This window comes from Caballeronia sp. LjRoot34 (assembly GCF_964253815.1).
Taxonomy (GTDB): Bacteria; Pseudomonadota; Gammaproteobacteria; order Burkholderiales; family Burkholderiaceae; genus Caballeronia.
On sequence record NZ_CAXUSB020000001.1, the window covers coordinates 3,221,675 to 3,246,033 of the forward strand.

The window sequence follows — 24,359 nt, forward strand, 5'->3', positions numbered from 1 at the left end:
TTTCCCCATATAAAACAGACGGTTGCGGCCTGGAGCGAGCGGATAGAATCGGACAGCACGTTTTCCCATCGATAAAAATAGTCAGGAGACGACATGGCCAGTACTGCGGGTGAATTGCATCGACCGGGCGCGGGCGCACCGCCCTCCGCGTTCGAAGCGGCGACGTATCGCAAGGTCGCGTGGCGGCTCTCGCCGTTGCTGCTGATCTGCTACGTAGTGGCGTATCTGGATCGTGTGAATGTGGGCTTTGCCAAACTTCAGATGACCACCGATCTCGGGCTAAGCGATGCCGTCTATGGCTTTGGCGCGGGCATCTTTTTCTTCGGTTATTTCATCTTCGAAATTCCCAGCAACGTCATCCTGCACAAGGTCGGCGCACGCGTGTGGATCGCGCGGATCATGATCACGTGGGGCATTATTTCCGCCCTCACGATGTTCATCACCACGCCCGCCATGTTCTATGTCATGCGCTTCATTTTGGGCGTGGCCGAAGCGGGATTTTTCCCCGGCGTCATTCTCTATCTCACCTACTGGTTTCCGGCTGAACGGCGCGGGCGGATGACGACATTGTTCATGACGGCGATTGCTTTATCAGGGTTGATCGGCGGACCGGTATCGGGCTGGATCATGAAGAACTTCGATGGCGTCAACGGCTGGCACGCGTGGCAATGGCTGTTCCTGCTCGAAGGCATTCCATCGATCGTAGTCGGGATTGTTGTGTTCATCTTCATGGATGACCGGATAGCGAAAGCGAAATGGCTTACCACTGAGGAGCGCGAACTGCTGGAGCGGAATATCGCGAAGGACAACGTCGAGAAGGTGGATATGCCCGTGCGCGAGGTGCTCAAAAGTGGCCGCGTGTGGCTGATGAGCCTGACGTACTTCTCATTCGTGATGGGGCTTTATGGCGTGAGCTTCTGGCTGCCGACGATTATCAAGGCGACCGGGGTGACCGATGCACTGACCATCGGCTTGTTGTCCGCTATTCCGTTTGGTGCGGCGGTGATTGGCATGCTGCTCGTCGCGCGCAGTGCCGATAAAAGAGGCGAACGGCGGTGGCATATCGCCATTCCTGCCGCTGTGGGGGCGTTGGGGCTGGTGTTGTCGGTGGTGTGGTCGACGAATACGCCGATGGCAATGCTCGGGCTGACGTTGGCGACGATGGGGATTCTCACTACGCTGCCGCTGTTCTGGAGTTTGCCGACGGCGTTTTTGGCTGGGACGGGTGCCGCTGCCGGTATCGCGATGATTAACTCGCTGGGGAACCTCGCGGGGTTTTTGAGTCCTTATCTTGTGGGATGGTTGAAGCAAGTAACGGCATCGAACGCGAGCGGGATGTATATGCTCGCCGCGTTCATGGTGTTGGGTGGATTGCTGGCGCTGAGTGTGCCAAAGCGGGTGGTGAATCGGTAATCGCAGGGAAAACTCCTGAGATAAACGGGAGTTTTCTTTTGCCTCCCAGCAACGAATACTGCGAACATGCTTATTTTTAGGCAAAGCTTTCAAGATCCTATATTTCAATGAGACGTGCCCAAATTAATCTTTGAGGCGCTTGTCGAGGTACATCGAATTTATTTGCGACGTACCCATCCGATTAAGATCAATCGGATCTACTCACGAAGTATCTGAGCAGAACCAGGTGAAGTATCTGAGCAGAACCAGGTCGCGCGATTAAAATCCAGTAATGCCTGTATTTGCAGAATCAGGGAGCAACGACCGATCGGTTCCTGACCCGGCCCAAACTCGGATATCGACGACAGATCGGCCTTCCACGCTCCACCCCCTCGCCTAGCGCACCGCCAAAAGGCGTCTGATTCGCCTTTGCACCAAATTAATGCATTACTGCTAGCCCCGACATTCCGCCTGCTGCCCTTTCCACCTTCAAACCCGCTAACCATCAGTACAAACAACTCACTGGCATATCCCTTGCAGTGTCCGAACGACTGACTCTCCGTCAGCGATATTAAAAATATCCACCAGATACCCGCCTCCAACAAATAAATCGGCAAGGGAAAGACCATGAAACGACGCAGCCTCCTGAAGTTCGGCTCTATGTCGGGCGCGCTCGCGATTGCGGGACAACTGCCCATTTCAAAAGCACACGCCGCCGATACCGGCCCCATCAAAGTGGGCGTACTGCATTCCCTGTCCGGCACGATGGCGATTTCGGAAACGTCGCTCAAAGACACGGCGCTGATGACCATTGCGCAGATCAATGCAAGCGGCGGCGTGCTTGGCCGTCAACTGGAACCGGTGGTAGTCGACCCCGCTTCGAACTGGCCGCTGTTCGCCGAGAAAGCGCGTCAACTGATCTCGCAAGACAAGGTCGCGGTGACCTTTGGCTGCTGGACGTCGGTGTCGCGTAAATCGGTGCTGCCGGTGTTCGAGGAACTCAACGGCCTGCTCTTCTACCCGGTGCAGTACGAGGGTGAAGAGATGTCGAAGAACGTGTTCTACACGGGCGCCGCACCGAACCAGCAAGCCATTCCCGCCACCGAATACCTGATGAGCAAGGAAGGCGGCGCAGCAAAACGCTTCTTCCTGCTGGGCACCGACTATGTCTATCCGCGCACGACGAACAAGATCCTGCGCTCGTTCCTGCACTCCAAGGGCGTAAAGGACGATGACATTCAAGAGGTCTACACGCCGTTTGGGCACGCGGACTATCAGACGATCGTCGCGAACATCAAGACGTTCTCGCAAGCCGGCAAGACCTGCGTGATCTCGACGGTGAACGGAGACTCGAACGTGCCGTTCTATAAAGAACTCGGCAATCAGGGGCTCAAAGCCACCGATGTGCCGGTCGTCGCGTTCTCGGTGGGCGAAGAGGAACTGCGCGGCATCGATACAAAACCGCTGGTGGGCAATCTCGCCGCGTGGAATTACTTCATGTCGCTGAAGAACCCGGAGAACACGAAGTTCAAGGCGATGTTCGCGGACTGGGTCAAGAAGAACAACCTGCCCGGCGGCGACAAGCGCGTGACGAACGATCCGATGGAAGCGACCTTTGTCGGCATCCATATGTGGAAACAGGCGGCCGAGAAAGCGAAGAGCGTCGATGTCGACAAGATTCGCGTGGCGATGATCGGCCAGAAGTTCGCCGCCCCGTCGGGCTTTACGCTTGAGATGGATGGGAACCACCACCTGCACAAGCCGGTGATGATTGGTGAAGTGCGTGCCGACGGTCAGTTCAACGTCGTGTGGCGCACGAAGACGACGGTGCGCGCGCAGCCGTGGAGCCCATACATTCCGGGCAACGAAGGCAAGCCGGATGTGGTGAGTTCGATTCCGGATTTCCTGCGTCGGCGGCGTGTGGCTTAAAGGCTCGGGGTTAAGGTTAAGTCTTTTGCCTGAGTCCTGAGTCTAAAACTAAGGCCTGAACCTCGGGCTTAAGCCTTAGCAAGTACGAACTACCAACGTTGAAACATCGAACCGCCGCAATCAAGCACAAGAACCCCGCGGCGGTTCATACGAGTCCGGGCAGCATGGAACACGCAACACATCGCACCACGCCGCCCCGCACTCCGCTCTACCTGACAGGCCATTCATGACTGATTCGATGCTTCGCTTCGCTCGCCGTGGCCTCTGCGCAATCCTGATTGCCTGCATGCCGTTGGTTGCCTTTGCGGCGCTGAGCGCCGACGATCTCGCGCCGCTCGCGGCTGACGACTTCGACGCCAAATCCGCCGCCATCGACAAGCTGATCGCCAACGCCGACGCCCCTTCAATCGCTGTGCTCAACGCACTCTCCGATGGTTCTCTGGTCGCCACCGACGCCGGCAAGGTCTTAATCCAGACCGACGACGGCAACAAGGACCCGCTCACCAACAAGATCGTGGACGCGCCCGATGCGCAACCGGTCACCTTGAACAATCTGCTGCGCTCGAAGGTGTCGGGTGCGGTGTCGGGCTTGCAACTGGCATCGCCTGATATCGCCACGCGGCGCGCGGCCATCGACGAATTGCTCAAGAACGCCGATCCGTCGATCAAACCTTTAGTCGATAAAGCCCGCACCAAGGAAACCGATCCGACACTTAAAAAACGTCTCGATACGCTCTGGGCCACTACAGCCTTACACGATACCGATCCGAACAAGCGCCTCGAAGCCGTGCAACTGGTCGCCGCGCGTCACGACCTCGATATGAACGAACTCTTGCGCCCGATCGTCGTCAAGAACGCCGACGGTACGTTTAACGAACCGGATGCCCGCGTGCGCGCAGCAGCCCAGGCGGGCATTGAAGAGCTGAACTCGATTCAACGACGCGGCGAGATTGTCGGCACGATCTTCGCGGGTCTGTCGCTAGGCAGCGTGCTCTTGCTCGCAGCGCTCGGTCTTGCGATCACCTACGGCCTGATCGGCGTGATCAACATGGCGCATGGCGAATTCCTCATGATTGGCGCGTACGCCACGTACGTCGTGCAAAACCTCGTGCAGCACTACGCACCCGGCGCGTTCAACTGGTATCCGCTGTTCGCGGTGCCCGTGTCGTTTGCCGCCGCCGCCTTGGTCGGCATTGTGCTGGAACGGCTGGTGATAAAACATCTCTACGGCCGGCCACTCGAAACGCTGCTGACCACCTTCGGCATCAGCCTGATTCTGATCCAGGCCACTCGCACCATCTTTGGCGCGCAGAACGTGCAGGTGACGAACCCCTCGTGGATGAGCGGCGGCGTGTCCATCATGCAGAACCTCATATTGCCTTACAACCGCCTGACCATTCTCGGCTTCTCGCTCGTTGTCGTGCTGCTCGCGTGGGTCGTGCTCACCAAGACGCGCTTGGGCCTGTTCGTGCGCGCCGTGACGCAGAACCGCCGCATGGCCGCATGCGTGGGCGTAAAAACCGCCCGCGTGGATTCGTATGCATTCGCCTTCGGCGCGGGCATCGCGGGACTGGGTGGTTGCGCACTCTCGCAGATCGGCAATATCGGGCCGGATCTGGGGCAGAGCTACATCATCGATTCATTCATGACGGTGGTGCTGGGCGGTGTTGGACAACTGGCGGGAACGGTGATCGGCGGCTTTGGACTGGGGCTGGTCAGCAAGACGATCGAACCGTTCTGGGGCGCGGTGCTCGCGAAGATCGCGGTGCTCGTGCTGATCGTGTTGTTCATCCAGAAGCGTCCTCAGGGCATGTTTGCCCTGAAGGGCCGTAGCGCCGAGGTTTGAGATGACTACACCCAACGTCTCAGCCAACCTCGATGTTGCGCCGCAACCCGATGAGCAAGCCCGGCGCGAAGGTTTTGCATTGGGCCTGCCGCCGCGTGCGGCGCTTTTACCCCGCAGCGGCTGGATTGCGCTGATCGCGTTCGTGATCGCAATGGGCATCTGCGTGCCTATCGCCGCGCTCGTGCTGCCGGAGTCGAGCACGTTCCACCTCTCCGCGTATTCGATGACGCTCGTCGGCAAGCTCATGTGCTACGCGATCGGCGCATTGGCGCTGGATCTCGTGTGGGGCTATTGCGGCATCCTGAGCCTCGGGCACGCGCTGTTCTTTGCGCTCGGCGGCTACGCGATGGGCATGTACCTGATGCGCTCGATTGGCCGCGAGGGCAACTACCAGAGCGACCTGCCCGACTTCATGGTGTTCCTCGACTGGCACAAACTGCCGTGGTACTGGCAGGGCACGCAACACCTCTGGTATGCGCTGTTGCTGGTGATTGTTGTACCCGGCGTGCTCGCCTGGATATTCGGTTTCTTCACGTTCCGCTCGCGCGTCAAAGGCGTGTACCTGTCGATCATCACGCAGGCGATGACGTTCGCCGCGATGCTCCTCTTCTATCGCAACGAAACGGGCTTTGGCGGCAATAACGGTTTTACCGATTTCAAGCGTATCGCGGGCTTTCCGATTACGTCGGCCAGTACGCGCACGGTGTTGTTCCTGATGACGCTCGGCGTGCTGATTCTGGCGTTTATCGCGGCACGGGCGATTGTGACGTCCAAGCTTGGGCGCGTGGTGACGGGCGTGCGCGATGGCGAAGCGCGGCTGATGTTCTTAGGTTACAGCCCGCTCGCTTACAAGCTATTTATCTGGACCGTATCGGCCATTTTATGCGGCATTGCGGGCGCGTTGTACGTGCCGCAGGTGGGCATCATCAACCCAAACGAGATGTCGCCGGGCAACTCTATTGAAATGGCGATCTGGGTAGCCGTGGGTGGACGGGGGACCTTGATCGGGCCGATCATCGGGGCGTTCGCGGTGAACGGTGCGAAGAGCTTCTTTACGGCGAACTTCCCTGAATACTGGCTGTTCTTTCTCGGCCTGATCTTTACGCTGGTGCCCTTGTTGTTGCCGAACGGCATCATGGGGCTCATTGATATGGCGCTGCGCCGGAAGAAAGCGGGAGGACATTCACATTGACCGCCTCATTGACTCACTCGCCTAACTCACCTAACGCCTCCAACGCCTTGATCGTGGACCTGCCGCCGCTGCCGGAAATCAACGAACGCAACCAGAACGGCATCACGGGTCTGGGCCACGTGCTCGAACCGGGCGAAATCGATGTCTCGCACGGCACGATCCTGTATCTGGAAGACGTGACCGTGAGCTTCGATGGTTTCCGCGCGCTGAACAAGCTGACGCTGTCTATCGATGTGGGCGAACTGCGTTGCGTAATCGGACCGAACGGCGCGGGCAAGACCACGATGATGGACGTGATCACCGGCAAGACACGGCCCGATTCGGGCAAGGTGTTTCTGGGCCAGACGCTTGATCTGACGCGCATGTCGGAGCCGGTGATCGCGCGCACGGGTATCGGCCGCAAGTTCCAGAAGCCGACCGTGTTCGAGAACCATCCGGTGTGGGAGAACCTCGAACTCGCGATGAAAACCGACAAGGGGTGGTTAGCCTCGCTCAGGTCGAAACTGGACCGCGAGGCACAAGCAAGGATTGAAGAGACGCTGGAATTGATTCACCTTGAAGCCGATGCCACGCGTTATGCCGGCGAGTTGTCGCATGGTCAGAAACAGCGGCTGGAGATTGGCATGTTGCTGATGCAGCAACCAGCACTTCTGTTACTCGATGAACCGGCCGCCGGCATGACCGACCATGAAACCATGCAGCTCGCGGAATTGCTGAACAAACTGCGCGGCACCTGTTCGATGATGGTGGTCGAGCACGACATGGAGTTCGTCGCGGCGCTCTCGGGCGACACGGGGCGGGTGACGGTGATGGCCGAGGGCAGCGTGCTCGCGCACGGCACGCTCGATGAAGTGAAGCGCAATGAGAAAGTGATCGAGTCGTACCTCGGTCGATAGAGGAAATACACATGCTCGAAGTTGATTCCCTCAACCAGTTCTACGGCGGCAGCCACATCCTGCGCGATGTGAAGATGACCGTGCCCGATGGAAAACTCACGGTGCTGCTGGGTCGTAACGGCGTGGGCAAGACGACGTTATTGCGCTGCCTGATGGGCGTGGTACCCACCAAAAGCGGCACGATCTCCTGGCGCGGCGCGAAGATCTCATCGATGCCCACTTACAAGCGCGTCTCGAGCGGCCTGGCTTACGTGCCGCAAGGACGCGACATCTTTGGGCGCCTGACCGTAGAAGAAAACCTGCTGGTGGGCGCGGCGAGTCGCCGAGCGCCATCGAAAGTCCCGGACCGGATCTACGAGCTGTTCCCGGTGCTCAAGGAAATGAAAAGTCGACGCGGTGGCGATCTGTCGGGCGGCCAGCAACAGCAGTTGGCCATCGGCCGGGCGCTGATGAGTGAGCCGCAGCTGCTCATTCTCGATGAACCGACAGAAGGCATTCAACCGTCGATCATTCAGGATATCGGGCGCACGCTGCGTCAACTCGTCGATGAAATGGGCATGACGGTGCTGCTGGTCGAACAGTACTACGACTTCGCGCGCGAGCTTGCCGACCGGTATTGGGTGATGAGCCGCGGAGAAATCGTAGCGGGTGGCGCAGGCGCGGATATGGAAGCGCAGGGCGTGCGGGAGTTGATCGCGGTCTGACGCTCGCCGTAACATGGCGACTCGCTCCCAATCCCAAAAGCCTCATGCATCACGAACCTATAGCCGCACTGCTGCCAGCTACCGTCTCCGATTCCGATTCCGCCGAGTGGCATGGCAAGCTCGAACTCGGCTTCACGCATCAACCGGGGCGCACGGCGTTGACGCATCGGAAACACATAGGGCCTTTGCGCATGCAGCGGCCCTTGTATCCCGAAGGCGAGACCATCTGCCACGCGGTGATCGTGCATCCGCCAGGCGGTGTCGCGGGCGGCGACCGGCTGGCAATTGACATCGACTTAGGCGCGCAAACGCACGCGGTCATCACCACGCCGGGCGCGACCAAGTGGTACAAGGCGAACGGCAAGCTCGCCACGCAACGCATCGATATCCGCGTCGGCGCGAACGCAAAGCTCGACTGGCTGCCGCAGAACAACATCGTGTTCGAGTCATCGAACGTGGCGCTGGATTTCACGTTGACGATAGACCCAACTGCAACCGCCATTGGCTGGGACGCGATGCAACTCGGCCGTCAGGCAGCCGGTGAACGATGGTCGGACGGGCGGCTTGCATCAACGGCACGGATCAAAGACAGCCAGGGCCGGCTGCGCTGGTTCGAACGCGCGCTGCTCTCCGCCGACGACCCTTTACGCCTCGCCCCCCAGGGTCTTGCAGGCTTTCCCGCCTACGGCACGCTCTGGGCGATCGGCCCGGCTTGCGACGACGCGCTGGCGGAATCCCTGAGTGCACGCCTTCCGTTCAATGAAACGCTGCGCGCCGCCGCTTCCTGCGTCGCGCCGGGCGTATTGATCGTCCGCGCAGCCAGCCATTCGATGGAGCCACTCCAACAATTAATGATCGAATGCTGGACTACGTTGCGCCCACTGATTCACGGCGTCGATGCCAGACCATTACGGCTTTGGACAACGTAGCCGGGTAATGCCTCAGAAAATGCGCACCACAAAAGCGCACCATTACGCCCATACTTTGTGCATTGCCAAGACGGGTATCTCGCTAAAGCCTACCCAGAAAGGCGCAAAGGCAATGGCACGACTCTCGCTTTACTCCCTTTCCGACGAGCGCGTCCGTGAATGAGACGCGCCGCGCCAAATCGCGATCCAAGGAAAGACAATCAGATGACCAACACGCTTCGCCGTAACGCTCTTGGCACCGTAGTCGCCGCCCTCCTCGCCATCCCGGCGCTTGCTCTAGTCCCGCTCACCGCCCACGCAGACGCGCTCGATAACATCGCGAAAGCCGGCGTACTGAAAGTCGCCGTGCCGGAGGATTACCCGCCGTTCGGCGCGGTCGGCGGCGATATGCAGCCGCAGGGTTATGACATCGATATGGCCGCGCTGCTCGCCAAGTCGCTGGGCGTGAAGCTGGAACTCGTGCCGGTCAACAGCGCGAATCGCGTGCCGTACCTGACGACGAACAAGGTGGATCTGGTGATCTCGTCGCTGGGCAAGACGCCGGATCGCGAGAAGGTGATGGACTTCTCCGCGGCTTACGCCCCGTACTTCCAGGGCGTGTTCGGCCCCGCCGATATCAAGGTCACCGGCCCCGCCGACCTCACCGGCAAGACGGTCGGAGCCACGCGCGGCGCGCTCGAAGAAATCGCGCTCACGCAAATGGCGCCAAACGCGACCATCAAGCGCTTCGAAGACAACAACGCGACCATCCAGGCGTTTCTCTCCGGCCAGGTTCAGTTGATCGCAGCGGGCAACATTGTGGCTGCAGCGATCCTCTCGAAGAATCCCCCGCGCCGTCCGGAACCGAAGTTCGTGATCAAGAACTCGCCGTGTTTTGTCGGCATGAACAAGAACGAACCGCGCCTGCTGGCTAAAGTCGATGCGGCTATCGCCCAGTCGAAAAAGGACGGTTCGCTCGAAGCCATGTCGCAGAAGTGGTTCAAGGCGCCGCTGCCGGCCGGTTTGTAGTCTCGCGCGTCATTCCGAATAAAGCTTAAATAACAAGGCGCCGATTTAATGGCTTATCAACTCCAGTTCGGCGATCTCGGGCAATACGCCGGGATGTTTGCGAGCGGCGCGGCGGTAACCCTTGGGCTGACCGCCGTGTCCACCGTGCTCGGCCTCGCGGTCGGCATACTCGGTGCGGCGGGCAAAGGCAGCAAGTACCCGGCGGTGCGCTCGCTTGTTGGCGGCTACGTGGAAGCGATCCGCAATACACCGTTCATCGTGCAATTGTTTTTTGTGTTCTTCGGGCTGCCGGCGCTGGGTATCCGTATCGATGAATACGTGGCCGCCGTGCTCGCCATGACACTCAATCTCGGCGCGTATTCGGTGGAGATCATCCGCTCGGGTATCGCGGCCGTGCCGAAGGGGCATCTTGAAGCGGCGGCGTCGCTTGCGATGACACGTGGCGAGACCTTCAGGCACGTGGTCTTGCCGCAAGCCATCGCAAAAGTGTTTCCGGCTCTCACCAGCCAGATCGTCATTACGATGCTGGGCTCGGCGGTGGTTTCCCAGATATCCGTTGCTGACCTGACCTACGCCGCGAGCTACATCCAGTCGCGCAACTTCCGCGCGTTCGAAACGTATTTCCTGATCACGGCCGCTTATCTCGTGATGGCGATCCTCTTGCGCTTCCTCCTCAACGAAGCAGGCAAACGCCTGTTCGCGCGCAATCTGCGAGGTGCCCGATGATCGAATTCACGTTTGAACAGATTCTCACGAACCTGCTGCTTGCTGCGCGCTGGACCATCGTGCTGTCGATTGTTTCTTTCGTGGCCGGCGGCATCGTGGGCTTCGTGCTGCTTGTGATGCGCGTGTCGAGTTCGCGTGTGTTACGGACCATCGTGAAGGTCTACATCGAGATATTTCAGGGCACGCCGCTCCTGATGCAACTGTTCCTCGTGTTCTTCGGTCTGCCGCTGCTCGGCATCGAAGTCCAACCATGGATTGCCGCAACCGTCGGCCTCACGCTGTTCACCAGCGCCTACCTCGCCGAGATCTGGCGCGGCTGCGTTGAAGCGATTCCAAAAGGTCAATGGGAAGCGTCATCCAGCCTTGCGATGAACTACCTCGAGCAACTGCGTCACGTGATTCTTCCGCAAGCCACGCGCATCGCCATCGGGCCGACGGTCGGCTTCGGCGTGCAAGCCGTGAAGGACACGGCGCTGGTCTCGATCATCGGCTTCACCGAACTCACCAAAGCCGGCACGATGATCTCGAACGCGACCTTCAGGCCGTTCGTGGTCTATGGCTTGGTCGCCGTGATCTATTTCGTGATTTGTTATCCGCTTACCCGCTACGCGCGCACGCTCGAAAGGAAATGGAATGCCGCTCGTTGAAACGCAAAACCTCAAGAAGCAGTTCGGCGCGAACCAGGTCCTGAAGGGCATCGATTTTTCGGTGGAGTCGGGACAGGTGGTGGCCATCATTGGTCGTAGCGGCTCGGGTAAAAGCACCTTGCTGCGGACCTTGAACGGACTGGAAAGTATCGACGAAGGGTCGATCGAAATTGACGGCGAACACATGGACGCTCGTCATGCCGATTTGCGCGCGTTGCGCTTGAAAGTCGGCATGGTGTTCCAGCAGTACAACCTGTTCCCGCATCTCACCGCCGGACAGAACGTGATGCTCGCGCAAACGGTGGTAAAGAAGGTTCACAAGGCAAAGGCGCGCGCGACCGCTGAACAGGTGCTTGAACGCGTCGGCCTCGCCGATAAATTCAACGCCTACCCCGAACAACTGTCGGGTGGACAGCAGCAGCGTGTGGCTATCGCCCGAGCGCTCGCAATGAAACCGACGGTCCTGCTCTGCGATGAAATCACGTCCGCGCTCGACCCCGAACTGGTGGGCGAAGTGTTGGCAGTAGTAGAAAGCCTCGCCGCCGATGGCATGACACTCATCATGGTCACGCACGAGATGCGCTTTGCGCGCCGCGTGTCGAACAAGGTCGTGTTCATGCATCAGGGCCGCGTGTGGGAAAGCGGCACGCCGGAGGAAATTTTCGAGCGACCGACGACCATCGAGTTGCGCAAATTCATCCAATGATTCGTCCAATGAAATCGTAGGGTTGCAATGCTAGGATTCTTGCAACACTGACGTTAGCAAAATCGGCCTAATCCGAGACACATTCCGATCCCATGAAGCTCACCCACCGCGAAAAAGACAAGCTGCTGATCTTCACCGCCGCGCTGCTCGCCGAACGTCGACGCGCACGCGGGCTGAAGCTGAACTATCCGGAGGCCATCGCGTTCATCTCGGCGGCGCTCATGGAAGCAGCACGCGACGGCCGTACCGTCGCCGACGTGATGCACTACGGCACCACGCTCCTCACACGCGACGACGTGATGGACGGCGTGCCGGAAATGATTCCGGACATCCAGATAGAAGCCACCTTCCCCGACGGCACCAAGCTCGTGACCGTCCATCATCCGATTCCCTGAACTTGCAGCACTCTTATAAAAGGAGCCGCGCATGATTCCCGGCGAATATCTCATCGACGATGGTGAGCACGAACTCAACGCGGGCCGCGAGACGGTGTCCGTGACGGTATCGAATACAGGTGACCGGCCGGTGCAGGTCGGTTCGCATTTTCATTTCTTCGAAGTCAACACGGCGCTCATATTCGAACGCGACAAGGCGAGAGGCTTTCGGCTGAACATTGCATCGGGTACGGCCGTGCGCTTCGAGCCCGGCCAGGAACGCACGGTCGAACTCGTGGCGCTAGCGGGCGATCGCCGGGTCTACGGCTTCAACGGCCTCGTCATGGGTCCGCTTTGATCTCAACTTCAGGATTATCGAAATGACGCTACGCATCGGACGCCGCGCCTACGCGGAGATGTTCGGCCCGACCACCGGCGACCGCGTGCGTCTCGCCGATACCGACCTGCTGATCGAAGTCGAACGCGACTTCACGACCTACGGCGAAGAGGTCAAGTTCGGCGGCGGCAAGGTGATTCGCGATGGCATGGGCCAGTCGCAACGCGTGCACGCCGACGTGGTGGATACGGTCGTGACGAACGCGCTGATCCTCGATCACTGGGGCATCGTGAAGGCGGATATCGGCATCAAGAACGGGCGCGTGTTTGCGATCGGCAAGGCGGGCAATCCGGATATCCAGCCGGGCGTGAACATTGCAATCGGCGCGGCCACCGAGGTCATTGCCGGCGAAGGGATGATCGTGACGGCGGGGGGTATCGACTCGCATATTCACTTCATCAGCCCGCAGCAGATCGATGAAGCCATAGCTTCAGGCATCACGACAATGCTCGGCGGTGGCACCGGCCCCGCGACCGGCACGAACGCGACGACCTGCACGCCGGGGCCGTGGCATCTCGAACGCATGCTGCAAGCCGCCGATGGTTGGCCGGTGAACCTTGGCTTTCTCGGCAAGGGCAACGTGAGTTTGCCCGCGCCGGCGATCGAACAGATCAAGGCCGGCGCGATCGGGCTCAAGCTGCATGAAGACTGGGGCACGACGCCGGCGGCTATCGATAACTGCCTGTCCGTCGCCGACGATACCGACACACAAGTCGCCATTCACACGGACACGCTGAATGAAGCGGGTTTTGTGGAGACGACGGTCGCCGCATTCAAGGGCCGCACGATCCACACGTATCACACCGAAGGCGCGGGCGGCGGTCATGCGCCCGACATCATCAAGGTCTGCGGCGAGTTGAACGTGCTGCCGTCATCGACGAATCCCACGCGTCCGTACACCATCAATACGCTCGATGAACACCTCGACATGCTGATGGTCTGCCATCACCTCGATCCATCGATTGCGGAAGATATCGCGTTCGCCGAATCGCGGATTCGACGCGAGACGATTGCCGCCGAAGACATCCTTCATGACCTGGGCGCGCTGTCCATGCTGTCCTCTGATTCGCAGGCGATGGGGCGTGTGGGCGAGGTTGTCATGCGAACCTGGCAGACCGCGCACAAGATGAAAACGCAGCGCGGCGCGTTGCCCGAAGACTCATCGCGCAACGACAATTTCCGCGCGAAACGCTACATCGCCAAGTACACGATCAACCCGGCGATCACGCATGGCATCGCGCATGAAGTGGGTTCCATCGAACCGGGTAAATGGGCCGACCTCGTATTCTGGGAGCCCGCATTCTTCGGCGTGAAGCCGTCGATGATCCTGAAAGGCGGCATGATCGCGGTCGCGCAGATGGGTGACCCGAACGCATCGATTCCGACGCCGCAGCCGGTGCATTATCGCGAGATGTTCGCGACTCGCGGCGGCGCGTTGGGAAAGACCTCTCTGACCTTCGTCTCGCAGATGGCGCTGGACGACGGTATCGGCGAACGGTACGGATTGAAGAAGCAAGTGGTCGCGGTGAAGAATTGTCGGAACATATCGAAGGCCGACATGGTTCACAATGCGTACAGGCCGTCCATTACCGTCGATCCGGAAACGTATCAGGTTGTAGCCGACGGCCAGTTGCTCACCTGCGAGCCGGCAACCGTTTTGCCGATGGCTCAGCGCTACTTCCTTTTTTGAGACTTTCATGCGCACGATCGATAAACGTATCGAAGCGAAACTTGCCGCACCACTGATCAAACGCGCGCCTACCTTGACCCTTGCCTTCGATGACCGCTGCAAGAGCCGCCTGGCCGCCACGCTGGATAATGGTGAGGAAGTGGCGCTGGTGCTGCCGCGCGGCACGGTGCTGCGCGATGGCGACATGCTCGTTGCCGACGATGGCGGCCTGGTACGTGTGATTGCAGCGCCGCAAGATGTGCTGGTTGTGCATGCTCACGATCCTATTACCCTGACTCGTGCCGCGTACCACTTGGGCAATCGCCACACGCCGGTTGAAGTGGCTGCGGGACAGTTGAAACTGGAAGCTGATCCCGTGCTCGAAGACATGCTCAAGCGTCTGGGCGCGCATGTGGATCACGCGACGGCGCCGTTCCAACCAGAGACTGGCGCATATGGCGGCGGTCACAAGCATGGGCATGACGAGACGTTTGTGGAGGACTACGCGCTCGCGCAAAAGGTCTTCGATGAACATCATGGGCACTCGCACGGGCACGATCATGGACACGCGCACGGCGCGGGCCACGATCATGGCGACCATTCGCAGTGCGCGCATGGGCACGCGGACCACGAAACTCGCGACCACGCCGCACACGACGACGGCAAGGGCCATGACCACGAAGGCCACGATCACGACCACGGTCATGCGCATCGCTGAACTCACTGCCCTGCTTCATCTGGCATCGCCGGCACTGCCTATTGGCGCGTTCAGTTACTCGCAGGGTCTTGAATCGGCGATAGAACATGGTTTGATCCACGATGGCGACACCGCCCGCGAATGGATCACGAGCGGCTTGACCAATGTGCTCGCACGCGGCGAGTTACCGTTCCTTGCGCACCAGATGGCCCGCTGGCGCAATCACGATGCAGCCGGACTCGCCGCCGCCGATGAAGAATTCCTCGCCAGCCGCGAGTCCTCGGAATTGCGTCGCGAGACGCAGCAGATGGGCTGGTCGCTTGCGCAGTTGTGCACGCAGCTCGAATGGGGCGACGCCGCGCGTTTAGCTACGCTAAACGCTATCAAACCGATCTCGCAGCCCACAGCATTCGCCTTCGCCGCCTATGCTCACGATGCCGCCACCGACGCCGCCCTCGCCGCCTACGCGTTCTCCTGGGTCGAAAATCAGGCCGCTGCAGCGTTAAAAGCCGTACCGCTAGGCCAGATCGCGGGGCAGCGGATCATCGTTGCGTTGCGCGTTGCTATCGATACCGCTGTGGAAAAAGCGCTCGACACATCGCCCGGTGAAATCAACACCTTCGCGCCGCAACTCGGCATTCTCTCGGCGCGCCACGAATCACAATATTCACGCTTGTTCCGCTCTTAAAAAACATGAACGCACCCGTCTATTCCGCCGCTGCCCGCCGCTCCAAGAAACTGCCGCCCTTGCGCGTGGGCGTGGGAGGTCCGGTCGGTTCGGGCAAGACCACGCTGCTCGAAATGCTCTGCAAGGCGATGCGCGAGAAATACGACCTCGTCGCGATCACCAACGACATCTACACAAAAGAGGATCAACGCCTGCTGACGGTTGCGGGCGCGTTGCCGGCCGAACGTATCATGGGCGTGGAAACGGGCGGCTGCCCGCACACGGCGATCCGCGAAGATGCCTCCATCAACCTGGAAGCCGTCGACCAGATGATCGAGCGTTTCCCGGACGCGGATATCGTGTTCATCGAGTCGGGTGGGGATAATCTCGCGGCCACCTTCAGCCCGGAATTATCGGACCTGACCATTTATGTAATCGATGTCGCCGGCGGCGAAAAAATTCCGCGCAAGGGCGGTCCGGGCATCACGAAGTCCGATCTGCTGGTGATCAACAAGATCGACCTTGCACCGTATGTCGGCGCAAATCTCGACATCATGGCCTCCGATGCCAGGAAGATGCGCGGAGAACGGCCATTTGTCATGTGCAACCTGAAAGCGCTGGAAGGGCTCGACGTGGTGGTTCGCTTCATCGAAAAAAAGGGGCTGCTCGCGGTCTGAGTGCTGGTTTCGGCCCCGGGAAGAAACTGTTCCCGGCCGATCGAGTGCGTTAACATGTCGCCTTGCCCTTTTTACGGCCATAGGCCCGCTTCCGGAGACCTCTGATCGATAGTCCCGACACGCTTCTAACTCGCGACGCCGCCGTGCGGCCGACCCCGTCGCCCACAGCGTCCTCGACACTCATGGCGCAACCCTCCAGGCGCATCGCGGTGCTGTTTCACATCGCAGATTTCAACGATGGCGGCATCGAATCGTCGCTGATGCAATGGCTGCGGATCTACGACCGCGCGCGCTTCACGGTGACGCTGTCCGTGATGTTTTCGTCCCCCGCGTTCGAACAGCGCTTTCGCGCGCAGGTTCCGGCGGACGTTGGCGTCGAGATTCTCACCGACAAACCCTGGCTCAACGTGTTCCAGGCACGTCGCTACGCGCATCGGCTGAGCAAGCTCGGCCGTGTCGGGCGCGACGTGTTCAACACGCTCGCCGTGCGTCCCTACGTGAAAGCGCGTGTGGCCGCGCTGGCGCAGCGTCACGACATCATCATCGACTTCGACATGTCGCTGCGCCGGCTGGCTGGCCGCTTCGGCGTGGCGTGGCTCGGCGTGAACCATTTCAGTTTCGATGCACGGCTGGGCGGCCGACGCCGGAAAATGAAACGGCTGCTCGCACAATACGGCCGCTACGACGGGATTGCCGCGCTGAACCGCCAAATGGCCGATGAAGCGAGCGAACTGTTCAATGGCCATCTGCGCAACGTGTTTGTGCTGCCGAATGCGATCGATATCGACCGGATTCGCGAGAACGGCGCGGCTGTGGAAACGCCGCCGTGTTCCGCGCCGTACATCGTTTCCGTGGCGCGGCTCGACGAGATCCAGAAGGATCACCGGACCTTGCTGCGAGCTTATGCACAGCTTGTCGGGACGCGGGATGACGGTGGGGTGCGGGAAGACCTGGTAATTGTCGGCGACGGCGGTTTTCGCCGCGAGCTGGAAGCGCTGGCGGTGGAACTGGGGATCGGGGAACGCGTGCATTTCACGGGGTATCGGAACAATCCGCACGCGGTCGTGGCACATGCGAGTGCGCTGGTGCTCAGCTCGCGTTATGAAGGCATGCCGATGGTGTTGCTCGAGGCGCTGGCGCTTGGCAAGCCGGTGATTTCGACCGATTGCCCGACCGGGCCGCGAGAGATCCTGGACGATGGCCGATTCGGGCTGCTGGTTCCTATCGGCAATGTAGACGCCATGGCAGAGGCGCTGTTGCGGTTGTTATCGGACCACGATCTGCGCGATGGCTTCACGCGCGAAGCGCTGGAACGGGCGCGGGCGTATGGCGTGGAGGCGAGCAATGAGAGGTTCGTTGCTTGCGTGACGCGGATTTTGCAGGAACGCGGTTAGGCAGGGAGGGTTGTTCGCCCCTGCCGCTGAAAGTCACGGTTCCTCTGCTGGCGTGCGCAACAACGCCCCCAGCACCGCCACCGTCCTCGCCGTCGCCCCGCGATGCTTCGCCGCGAACGCCGACGCCGCTGCGCTCATGGCGAGCCGGCGGGGTTTATCGGTGAAAAGATCCCGCAGGCCGCGCGCCAACGCCGCCGGATCGCTCACGCGCAACGCCGCGCCTTCCGTGATCGCATCGTTCGTCGCTTGCGTGAAATTGAAGGTGTGCGGGCCAATCAGCACCGGCACGCCCGCCGCACACGCCTCGATCAGGTTCTGCCCGCCCAGCGGCAGCAAACTCCCGCCAACGAATGCCAGGTCCGATGCCGCGTAATACGCGCTCAGCTCGCCCATCGAATCGCCGAGCAGCACGTTGACGTTCGCTGGCAATACCGGCGCGGCATCGATTCCCGATCCCGCTGCAGCAGTCCTTCCCGCCCAGGCGGAACGCCGCACATAGGACTGCGCGGCGGCATCGATCAACACGGCGACTTCGTCGAACCGCTGCGGATGGCGTGGCACGAGGATCAGCAACGCGTCGGGTAGGCGAGCCCGCAAGGTCGTGAACGCCTGCAGCACCAGCGCTTCCTCGCCCTCGCGCGTGCTTGCCGCCACCCAAACCGGGCGCTCCCCAATCGCCGCGCGCCACGCATGGCCGCGCGCATAGAGTTCGGGCGGCGCGGCCATATCGAACTTCAAGTTGCCGAGCACCGCGACATTGCGCGCACCCAGCGCGCTCAGGCGGTCTGCGTCGGACTGCGTCTGCGCCAGCACGCGCGTAAAACCGCCAAACACTTCGCGCGTCGCATTGCCGAACTTCGCCGCGCGCTTGAACGAACGCGCCGACATCCGCGCGTTGGTCAGCACCAGCGGGATATCGGCCCGTTTGCATTCGTCGATGAGCGTTGGCCACACTTCCGTTTCCATCACGATACCCAGCGACGGCCGCCACGCGCGCAAGAACCGCCGCACGAGCGACGGAGAATCGTAGGGAAGATAACTGCGCGAAATCCGATCGCCGTATAGCTCCACGCCGGTCGCGCGGCCACTCGGGGTCATGTGCGTCAGGAGGATACGGGCATCGGGATGCGCTTGCTGCAACGCTTCGATCAGCGGCTGAGCCGCCCGCGTCTCTCCTACCGACACCGCATGAACCCAGATCAACGGCGCGAGATCGTCAGCTCGGTGAGCGGGGCCAAAGCCAAACCGTTCGCCGATATGCTCGCGATACCCCCGCTCCCGCCGCGAGCGGATCAGCAGGCGCAACACCGCGAGCGGCGCGACGAGCCACCATAACGCGCGATACACGAGCCTCAGCATCGAACGCCCTCGCGGTAGGCGCTCGACAACAATGGCAACGATCGCTCGCCGCGCACGTGAAGCCCCGCGCAAAGGACCGAACCTGCGAAACACTCCCACCGGGCTGCGGCGCTCAAACCAGCGCCCTGCCTTTCAGGCGTTGCAGGATTCCGAGCGGCGCACAGTCTGGCTGGGCCATGGCGCTGACAGGGAGGAAGAAGGTTTGCTCGAGCATGTACTGGCCGGACATGACGGCGTGCGAGGTTTGATCGGAGAAACACACCCACACGCAACCGGGCGGAAACGGCATCTGCTGCTGCGGCGATTTCGCTTGATAGTCGAGATCGGCCTTCATTGCGTCGTGCAGATGGAGCATCAGGTGGTCGTATTCGCTGCGTGGCGTCTTGGTGATATGCAGGAGATTCATGAGCCACGCCGCGCCGGGAACCGGGGCTTGGATTGCTGGCAAGAAGCGTTTTGCCATGTCCTCGAACGGCTCGCCGACGCGCCACACACGCGGCACGCCATCCGGATTGACGTTGGTGAACACGCGCAGGATGCGCTCGCCATAATTCGGCCGCGATGGAAAAGCATCGACGTGAAGGCGGCTGTCGTCCTTGCGCCACGACGTCTCGCGCGTTTCCACGCGATGCAGCCGCAGACTGGTGGGCGCAACCCTTAATTTGCCGCGATATTCAGGGAACAGCCCGTCGACCAGCGAGCGCGCGTTCGCCTGATAGCGCGCGATCAACGCCCGGACGGCAGATTGCGTGACGGCGTCCCCAAGTACACCCGCGAGCGCCCCGCCATTGGGCGCAAGGCTGATGTTCTTGCGCTCGGGGTCGGCGACCTTCGGGTCCAGGAGCGCCCGTTCGCCGCCTTCCACGGTAAATGCCAGATGCGGGAAATACAGGACCTTGCCGCGCTCGACGCCGGCCAGCAACGCCTCGCGCGGCACGGAAAGCTGCTGGCCCTCCCAGTCGGCGGAGGCAACTTCAATAATTTGAGATTCGGTCATGTGCATTCGATTTGTTTTGATAAGCCAGTGAGCGGGCCGATTATCGTCAACCGGCTTCAATGGGCATCAATCGGCTTCAATCAACCTCGATTGGCTTCGATTGACGCATCGGGAAACGTCGCGCCCGGCGAGCGCGGTGCATTTTCGCTCAAACCGACTGCAAAATCCGCCGCGTGAAAGGCTGGCAGTTGATGGACCTCAAACCGCCGGGTTTCACTTGGCATCGCTTGGCTTCGTCAAACGCGCCGCCGGTTTGTCCCGGCGATTGAGCCGATCCTTCGAAGCCGCCTCCTTACCGCGCGCGCTGCGCCGATACCGCTGCTGTGCTCATGCATCAAAGCAACCCGAAGCCTGCGAGGGTCGCTTTGACTTGTTGCAACGTCGGGTGCTGGCTTGCGCTGCCCAGATTCACCACGCGCGGCGACCAGTAACCGCCGGTGCGCCAGGCGGTTGAGAAATTGTACAACTCGATGGTCGGCCGCTTCAGGGCTGCCGCGATGTGCACAAGTCCCGTGTCCACGCCCACCGTCGCCACTGCGCCGTCGATCAAGCCGACCACGGCCGGCAGCGAGAGTTTCGGCGGCACGACCGCTGCTGCGCCGAACTCTTTTGCCAGTTTGTCGCTGGTTTCGCGTTCGGTTTCGCTGCCCCATGGCAGCACGATTGATACCCCGCGCCGGATCAGCGACTGTCCGAGTTCGATCCACGCGGTTTCGGGCCATTGTTTATCGGCGCGGGACGTGGCGTGGACGAACACCACATATGGCACGGGCAGGTTCAGCCCGGCCTGCGATAACGCCAGCGCGGCGCGCCGGGTATCCATGCCGAATGTGATGGCGTCGGTGGCTTCGGGGCGCGGATCGCCGAGCGCGGCCGCGACGAGTTGCCGGGTGCGCTCGACCACGTGCGTACGTGGTTCGATGGGCACGCGTTTATCGTAGAAGAAACGAACGGGCCATTCGTAGCCGGCGCCGTCTGTGCGGTTGCCCAGGCCGACCAGCGTGCCGCGCGCCCAGCTTGCCACCCATGCGGTTTTGATGAGCCCTTGGCAGTCGATGACGAGGTCGTATTTTTCTGCGGCCAGTGTGCGGCGAAAGCGTTGGATTTCGCGCCAGTTATCGAGGGAAAAGAGGCGTTTGCGCCATCGACGTAGCGAGAACGGGATGGCGCGGCGTACGCCATCGACGAGTTCGACGAGATCCGTGAAGCTCTCTTCGACTAGCCAGTCGATCTGGGCATCGGGGTGGAGACGACGGATATCGGCGATGGCCGGCATGTTATGGACGACGTCGCCTAGGGACGACACCCGGACAATCAAGATCTTTTGCACGCTGGACACGGTGAGCGTCGTCGGATTGGACGGCGCGTGGACAATTTGAGATGCGCCGGAGTTTACCGCTGGCGCTTGAGGTTTGGTTTGGTTTTTCGCTCGCGGTTGGGGGTTTTAGGGCGGAGTTTGCAACGGAGCGGTCGGGTTTGGTGCCGGGTTGCCAGGTTTCTGCGTTAGCGGTCGGGGGTCAATGCCGGGTTGGTGCTTTCGGTGTTAGTGGTCTGCTTGAGTTGGATTTTCTCTTTATCACTGTTAGCCACTGTGCGTGGCGGCACGTCATTTCCTGGTCCTTAGCGACAAAGAAACGAAGCAAAGAAAACGCTTTTAAACCACGCTACCCTAAGTATCCACAGCGTGCAGTTTCTATTCATAGGTGCCCCAAAAGCACGGTGCTCGCCAGAGCGAAGGATGTGTGAACCCCTCCTTCTCCGAACACCGATACCACACGCTTCGCCACCAGTGATTGAACCTGCCCAAGGAGCACCCCGCGCTATCCGCGGAGAACCACCCTTCGAATTTGTGCGCACAACGAACCACGCAGCCAACCCACCTGGAAACCAAGCCCCAAAAATGCGCAAGGCCCTAACCCACAAAATGACCATGTGGCCCACGCATCAACGCGCCAAAAAATGAAGCGACCATGATCCCTGGAGATAGCCGTTTCAGACCACTTAGCCAACGGGAAACGCGGCAGCAAAATATGCGCAGGGCTGTGCGGGCTCCTCGGCAACCGGTGCTTGCCCGAGAGCACTGGTGGCGAAGCGTGTTCATGTCAGGATTCGCGAGAAGGAGGGGTTCAAACATCCTCCGCTCTGGCGAGCACCGTGCTTTTGGGGCACCCATGAATAGAAACTGCACGCTGTGGACACTTAGGGTAGCGTGGTTGAAAGCGTTTTCTTTGCTTCGTTTCTTTGTCGCTTTGGACAAAGAAATGACGTGCCGCCACGCACAGTGGCTAACAGTGATAAAGAGAAAATCCGACTCTCGCAGACCGCTAACGCCGAAAGCAGCAACCCGGCATTGACCCCGACCACTACCGCCGAAAGCACCAACCCGGCAATGACTCCAACCACTAACCCGAGAACCTGGCAACCGGACACTATCTCCGACCGCTCCCCCTGGGCATCAACCTCGAGCGCTAGCCCCAGAACCGCCAGCACCCCGACCTCAACACCAACCACCAGCCCCGAAAGACCCTACCCAAACCCAAGTGCGAACACCCTCAGAACGGCAATTGGGCGTCAGCCTTCTCCGCCAGGATCACCCGGCGAAAATCTTCCTGAATCCGCTTGAGCGCTTCCTCACTGTCAGCTTCAAACCGCATAACCACCACCGGCGTGGTATTCGACGACCGCGCGAGCCCGAAACCATCCGGATACTCCACCCGCAGCCCGTCAATAGTCAGCACATCGTCCGCGCCAGTGAACTTCGCGTTCTTCTGCATCTTCGCGATAAGCTCAAAGTTCTCGCCCTCGTTCAGCTTCAGCTGCAACTCAGGCGTGGACAACGAGTTTGGCAAATCATTGAGCAGCTTGCTCGGATCAGCCACCCGCGACAGGATTTCAAGCAGCCGCGCGCCGGTATAAAGGCCATCATCAAAGCCATACCAGCGATCCTTGAAAAACACGTGACCGCTCATCTCACCCGCCAACGGCGCGCCCGTTTCCCGCAGCTTCGCCTTCACCAGCGAGTGCCCCGTCTTCCACATCACCGGCTCGCCACCCTGGTCACGTACCCATTTAGCCAGATTACGCGTGCACTTCACGTCGTAAATAATCTGCCCGCCCTTGTTGCGCGACAACACTTCCTGCGCAAACAACATCAACTGGCGATCCGGATAGATGATCTGGCCGTCCTTCGTGACAACCCCCAGACGGTCGCCGTCGCCATCGAAGGCAAAACCGATTTCCGCATCCGTCTCCTTCAACGCCTTGATCACGTCTTGCAGGTTCTCCGCATGCGCCGGATCGGGATGGTGATTCGGGAACGTCCCGTCAATGTCAGTGAACAGTTCAACCAGCTCGCAACCCAACGCCTTGAACAGACGCGGCGCAAGTTGGCCAGCCACGCCGTTACCCGCATCGATCACGATCTTCATCGGACGCACAGGCTTGATGTCGCTGACAATCCGGTCAAGGTAGACCTGCTGGATATCGTATTCGGTGTATGTGCCCGCACCGCTCGTGAAGTCCTCATTCACAATGCGCTGATACAACGCCTGGATCTGGTCGCCATAGATGGCGGCGCCGCGCAGCACCATCTTGAAGCCGTTGTAGTCGGGCGGATTGTGGCTCCCCGTCACCACAATGCACGAATCCACTCGACGCTCGCCCGAAGGCAGAGCGAGGGGCACGCTAGCCCCGAAATAACCTACGGGGGTAGGCACCATGCCAAGGTCGACCACGTCCACGCCTGCTTCACGCAAGCCGTCAGCAAGCGCGCCAACAAGCTCCGGACCCGACAAACGGCCGTCACGGGCCACGACGACCGAGTCGCCGCCTTGGTTACGGATCTCGCTGCCGAACGCGCGGCCAATGTTGCGCGCGACGCCGGCGTCGACGGTTTTGCCAACGATCCCGCGAATGTCGTAAGCCTTGAAAATGGACTGGGTAACGGGTACTTGCGGCGGTACTTGCGGTGACTGGCTCATGGAATGGCTACCTGACTAATAATTTAAATGGTTCCGGGGCATCCCGAAGCGTCCTGGGTCACGAAGACCCCTTGATACAGACCTGCGGCCAACGATCACGACCTGACTCGGCCAACGCACGAACAGCCAGAAACAATACCGGACGAAACGCAAAAAATAACGAAAGAAATTCG

Annotated in this window: 22 protein-coding genes; 18 read left to right on the forward strand and 4 right to left on the reverse strand. The window is 60.4% G+C overall.

What is annotated here, in order from left to right; translation table 11 throughout:
- The first annotated feature begins 93 nt into the window (after nucleotides 1-93).
- The 18 genes from ACSQ36_RS14525 to ACSQ36_RS14610 all read left to right on the forward strand — a co-directional run bounded on the left by ACSQ36_RS14525 (nucleotide 94) and on the right by ACSQ36_RS14610 (nucleotide 17,850).
- Complete coding sequence (locus tag ACSQ36_RS14525) at nucleotides 94-1,413, forward strand: MFS transporter (RefSeq protein ID WP_436182401.1); 1,320 nt, start codon at nucleotides 94-96, stop codon at nucleotides 1,411-1,413.
- Between the two features lie 606 nt (nucleotides 1,414-2,019).
- Nucleotides 2,020-3,321 (forward strand): urea ABC transporter substrate-binding protein, encoded by a 1,302-nt coding sequence (gene urtA / locus ACSQ36_RS14530; protein WP_436182402.1) that lies wholly within the window; start codon nucleotides 2,020-2,022, stop codon nucleotides 3,319-3,321.
- Nucleotides 3,322-3,547: 226 nt separating this feature from the next.
- Nucleotides 3,548-5,167: an urea ABC transporter permease subunit UrtB gene (urtB, locus tag ACSQ36_RS14535; protein WP_436182403.1), complete on the forward strand. Its 1,620-nt coding sequence runs from the start codon at nucleotides 3,548-3,550 to the stop codon at nucleotides 5,165-5,167.
- A gap of 1 nt (nucleotide 5,168) precedes the next feature.
- Nucleotides 5,169-6,359, forward strand: coding sequence for an urea ABC transporter permease subunit UrtC (gene urtC / locus ACSQ36_RS14540; RefSeq protein WP_436182404.1), 1,191 nt, complete (start codon nucleotides 5,169-5,171; stop codon nucleotides 6,357-6,359).
- Between the two features lie 68 nt (nucleotides 6,360-6,427).
- Nucleotides 6,428-7,255: an urea ABC transporter ATP-binding protein UrtD gene (gene urtD / locus ACSQ36_RS14545; RefSeq protein ID WP_436183183.1), complete on the forward strand. Its 828-nt coding sequence runs from the start codon at nucleotides 6,428-6,430 to the stop codon at nucleotides 7,253-7,255.
- Between the two features lie 11 nt (nucleotides 7,256-7,266).
- Nucleotides 7,267-7,959 (forward strand): urea ABC transporter ATP-binding subunit UrtE, encoded by a 693-nt coding sequence (gene urtE, locus ACSQ36_RS14550; protein WP_436182405.1) that lies wholly within the window; start codon nucleotides 7,267-7,269, stop codon nucleotides 7,957-7,959.
- Between the two features lie 44 nt (nucleotides 7,960-8,003).
- Complete coding sequence (locus ACSQ36_RS14555) at nucleotides 8,004-8,888, forward strand: urease accessory protein UreD (RefSeq protein ID WP_436182406.1); 885 nt, start codon at nucleotides 8,004-8,006, stop codon at nucleotides 8,886-8,888.
- A 204-nt stretch (nucleotides 8,889-9,092) separates the two neighbouring features.
- Nucleotides 9,093-9,896 (forward strand): transporter substrate-binding domain-containing protein, encoded by an 804-nt coding sequence (locus tag ACSQ36_RS14560; protein WP_436182407.1) that lies wholly within the window; start codon nucleotides 9,093-9,095, stop codon nucleotides 9,894-9,896.
- Between the two features lie 48 nt (nucleotides 9,897-9,944).
- Nucleotides 9,945-10,622: an amino acid ABC transporter permease gene (locus ACSQ36_RS14565; protein ID WP_436182408.1), complete on the forward strand. Its 678-nt coding sequence runs from the start codon at nucleotides 9,945-9,947 to the stop codon at nucleotides 10,620-10,622.
- Complete coding sequence (locus ACSQ36_RS14570) at nucleotides 10,619-11,269, forward strand: amino acid ABC transporter permease (protein ID WP_213768738.1); 651 nt, start codon at nucleotides 10,619-10,621, stop codon at nucleotides 11,267-11,269. The genes ACSQ36_RS14565 and ACSQ36_RS14570 overlap by 4 nt, the downstream gene beginning before the upstream one ends.
- A complete protein-coding gene (locus tag ACSQ36_RS14575) occupies nucleotides 11,256-11,975 on the forward strand; it encodes an amino acid ABC transporter ATP-binding protein (protein ID WP_047844901.1) in 720 nt (239 codons plus the stop codon). Before ACSQ36_RS14570 ends, ACSQ36_RS14575 begins: the two co-directional genes overlap by 14 nt.
- A gap of 92 nt (nucleotides 11,976-12,067) precedes the next feature.
- Entirely contained in the window at nucleotides 12,068-12,370 is a 303-nt protein-coding gene (locus tag ACSQ36_RS14580) for an urease subunit gamma (protein WP_031362362.1), read from the forward strand.
- 31 nt (nucleotides 12,371-12,401) lie between these two features.
- Nucleotides 12,402-12,707, forward strand: coding sequence for an urease subunit beta (locus ACSQ36_RS14585; protein ID WP_213768737.1), 306 nt, complete (start codon nucleotides 12,402-12,404; stop codon nucleotides 12,705-12,707).
- A gap of 22 nt (nucleotides 12,708-12,729) precedes the next feature.
- The gene (gene ureC / locus ACSQ36_RS14590; protein ID WP_436182409.1) at nucleotides 12,730-14,436 is read left to right on the forward strand and encodes an urease subunit alpha; all 1,707 of its coding nucleotides are present in this window, start codon (nucleotides 12,730-12,732) and stop codon (nucleotides 14,434-14,436) included.
- Nucleotides 14,437-14,443: 7 nt separating this feature from the next.
- Nucleotides 14,444-15,133, forward strand: coding sequence for an urease accessory protein UreE (gene ureE / locus ACSQ36_RS14595; protein WP_436182410.1), 690 nt, complete (start codon nucleotides 14,444-14,446; stop codon nucleotides 15,131-15,133).
- Nucleotides 15,120-15,800, forward strand: coding sequence for an urease accessory protein UreF (locus ACSQ36_RS14600; RefSeq protein ID WP_436183184.1), 681 nt, complete (start codon nucleotides 15,120-15,122; stop codon nucleotides 15,798-15,800). Before ureE ends, ACSQ36_RS14600 begins: the two co-directional genes overlap by 14 nt.
- Nucleotides 15,801-15,805: 5 nt before the next feature.
- On the forward strand, nucleotides 15,806-16,456 hold the full coding sequence (gene ureG / locus ACSQ36_RS14605) for an urease accessory protein UreG (protein WP_436182411.1): 651 nt from the start codon (nucleotides 15,806-15,808) through the stop codon (nucleotides 16,454-16,456).
- Nucleotides 16,457-16,638: 182 nt separating this feature from the next.
- On the forward strand, nucleotides 16,639-17,850 hold the full coding sequence (locus tag ACSQ36_RS14610; protein ID WP_436182412.1) for a glycosyltransferase: 1,212 nt from the start codon (nucleotides 16,639-16,641) through the stop codon (nucleotides 17,848-17,850).
- 33 nt (nucleotides 17,851-17,883) lie between these two features.
- Here the strand turns inward: ACSQ36_RS14610 and waaA are convergent, their stop codons facing one another.
- From waaA to ACSQ36_RS14630, 4 genes are all read right to left on the reverse strand, one after another.
- A complete protein-coding gene (gene waaA, locus ACSQ36_RS14615) occupies nucleotides 17,884-19,209 on the reverse strand; it encodes a lipid IV(A) 3-deoxy-D-manno-octulosonic acid transferase (protein ID WP_436182413.1) in 1,326 nt (441 codons plus the stop codon).
- Nucleotides 19,210-19,321: 112 nt separating this feature from the next.
- A complete protein-coding gene (locus ACSQ36_RS14620) occupies nucleotides 19,322-20,206 on the reverse strand; it encodes a Kdo hydroxylase family protein (RefSeq protein WP_436182414.1) in 885 nt (294 codons plus the stop codon).
- Nucleotides 20,207-20,540: 334 nt separating this feature from the next.
- Entirely contained in the window at nucleotides 20,541-21,536 is a 996-nt protein-coding gene (gene waaC / locus ACSQ36_RS14625; protein WP_436182415.1) for a lipopolysaccharide heptosyltransferase I, read from the reverse strand.
- Between the two features lie 1,222 nt (nucleotides 21,537-22,758).
- Nucleotides 22,759-24,186 carry a phosphomannomutase/phosphoglucomutase gene (locus ACSQ36_RS14630; RefSeq protein WP_436182416.1) on the reverse strand — a complete coding sequence of 476 codons (1,428 nt, stop codon included), beginning with the start codon at nucleotides 24,184-24,186 and terminating at the stop codon, nucleotides 22,759-22,761.
- Nucleotides 24,187-24,359 lie beyond the last annotated feature (173 nt).

Coding starts and splice junctions, on each gene's coding strand:
- urtB (WP_436182403.1), top strand. CDS start 3,548: ATGACTGATTCGATGCTTCGCTTCGCTCGCCGTGGCCTCTGCGCAATC.
- ACSQ36_RS14630 (WP_436182416.1), bottom strand. CDS start 24,186: ATGAGCCAGTCACCGCAAGTACCGCCGCAAGTACCCGTTACCCAGTCC.
- ACSQ36_RS14620 (WP_436182414.1), bottom strand. CDS start 20,206: ATGACCGAATCTCAAATTATTGAAGTTGCCTCCGCCGACTGGGAGGGC.
- ACSQ36_RS14565 (WP_436182408.1), top strand. CDS start 9,945: ATGGCTTATCAACTCCAGTTCGGCGATCTCGGGCAATACGCCGGGATG.
- ureC (WP_436182409.1), top strand. CDS start 12,730: ATGACGCTACGCATCGGACGCCGCGCCTACGCGGAGATGTTCGGCCCG.
- ACSQ36_RS14585 (WP_213768737.1), top strand. CDS start 12,402: ATGATTCCCGGCGAATATCTCATCGACGATGGTGAGCACGAACTCAAC.
- urtC (WP_436182404.1), top strand. CDS start 5,169: ATGACTACACCCAACGTCTCAGCCAACCTCGATGTTGCGCCGCAACCC.
- ACSQ36_RS14575 (WP_047844901.1), top strand. CDS start 11,256: ATGCCGCTCGTTGAAACGCAAAACCTCAAGAAGCAGTTCGGCGCGAAC.
- ureG (WP_436182411.1), top strand. CDS start 15,806: ATGAACGCACCCGTCTATTCCGCCGCTGCCCGCCGCTCCAAGAAACTG.
- ACSQ36_RS14570 (WP_213768738.1), top strand. CDS start 10,619: ATGATCGAATTCACGTTTGAACAGATTCTCACGAACCTGCTGCTTGCT.
- ACSQ36_RS14580 (WP_031362362.1), top strand. CDS start 12,068: ATGAAGCTCACCCACCGCGAAAAAGACAAGCTGCTGATCTTCACCGCC.
- ACSQ36_RS14525 (WP_436182401.1), top strand. CDS start 94: ATGGCCAGTACTGCGGGTGAATTGCATCGACCGGGCGCGGGCGCACCG.
- ureE (WP_436182410.1), top strand. CDS start 14,444: ATGCGCACGATCGATAAACGTATCGAAGCGAAACTTGCCGCACCACTG.
- ACSQ36_RS14610 (WP_436182412.1), top strand. CDS start 16,639: ATGGCGCAACCCTCCAGGCGCATCGCGGTGCTGTTTCACATCGCAGAT.
- waaA (WP_436182413.1), bottom strand. CDS start 19,209: ATGCTGAGGCTCGTGTATCGCGCGTTATGGTGGCTCGTCGCGCCGCTC.
- urtE (WP_436182405.1), top strand. CDS start 7,267: ATGCTCGAAGTTGATTCCCTCAACCAGTTCTACGGCGGCAGCCACATC.
- ACSQ36_RS14600 (WP_436183184.1), top strand. CDS start 15,120: ATGCGCATCGCTGAACTCACTGCCCTGCTTCATCTGGCATCGCCGGCA.
- urtA (WP_436182402.1), top strand. CDS start 2,020: ATGAAACGACGCAGCCTCCTGAAGTTCGGCTCTATGTCGGGCGCGCTC.
- ACSQ36_RS14555 (WP_436182406.1), top strand. CDS start 8,004: ATGCATCACGAACCTATAGCCGCACTGCTGCCAGCTACCGTCTCCGAT.
- ACSQ36_RS14560 (WP_436182407.1), top strand. CDS start 9,093: ATGACCAACACGCTTCGCCGTAACGCTCTTGGCACCGTAGTCGCCGCC.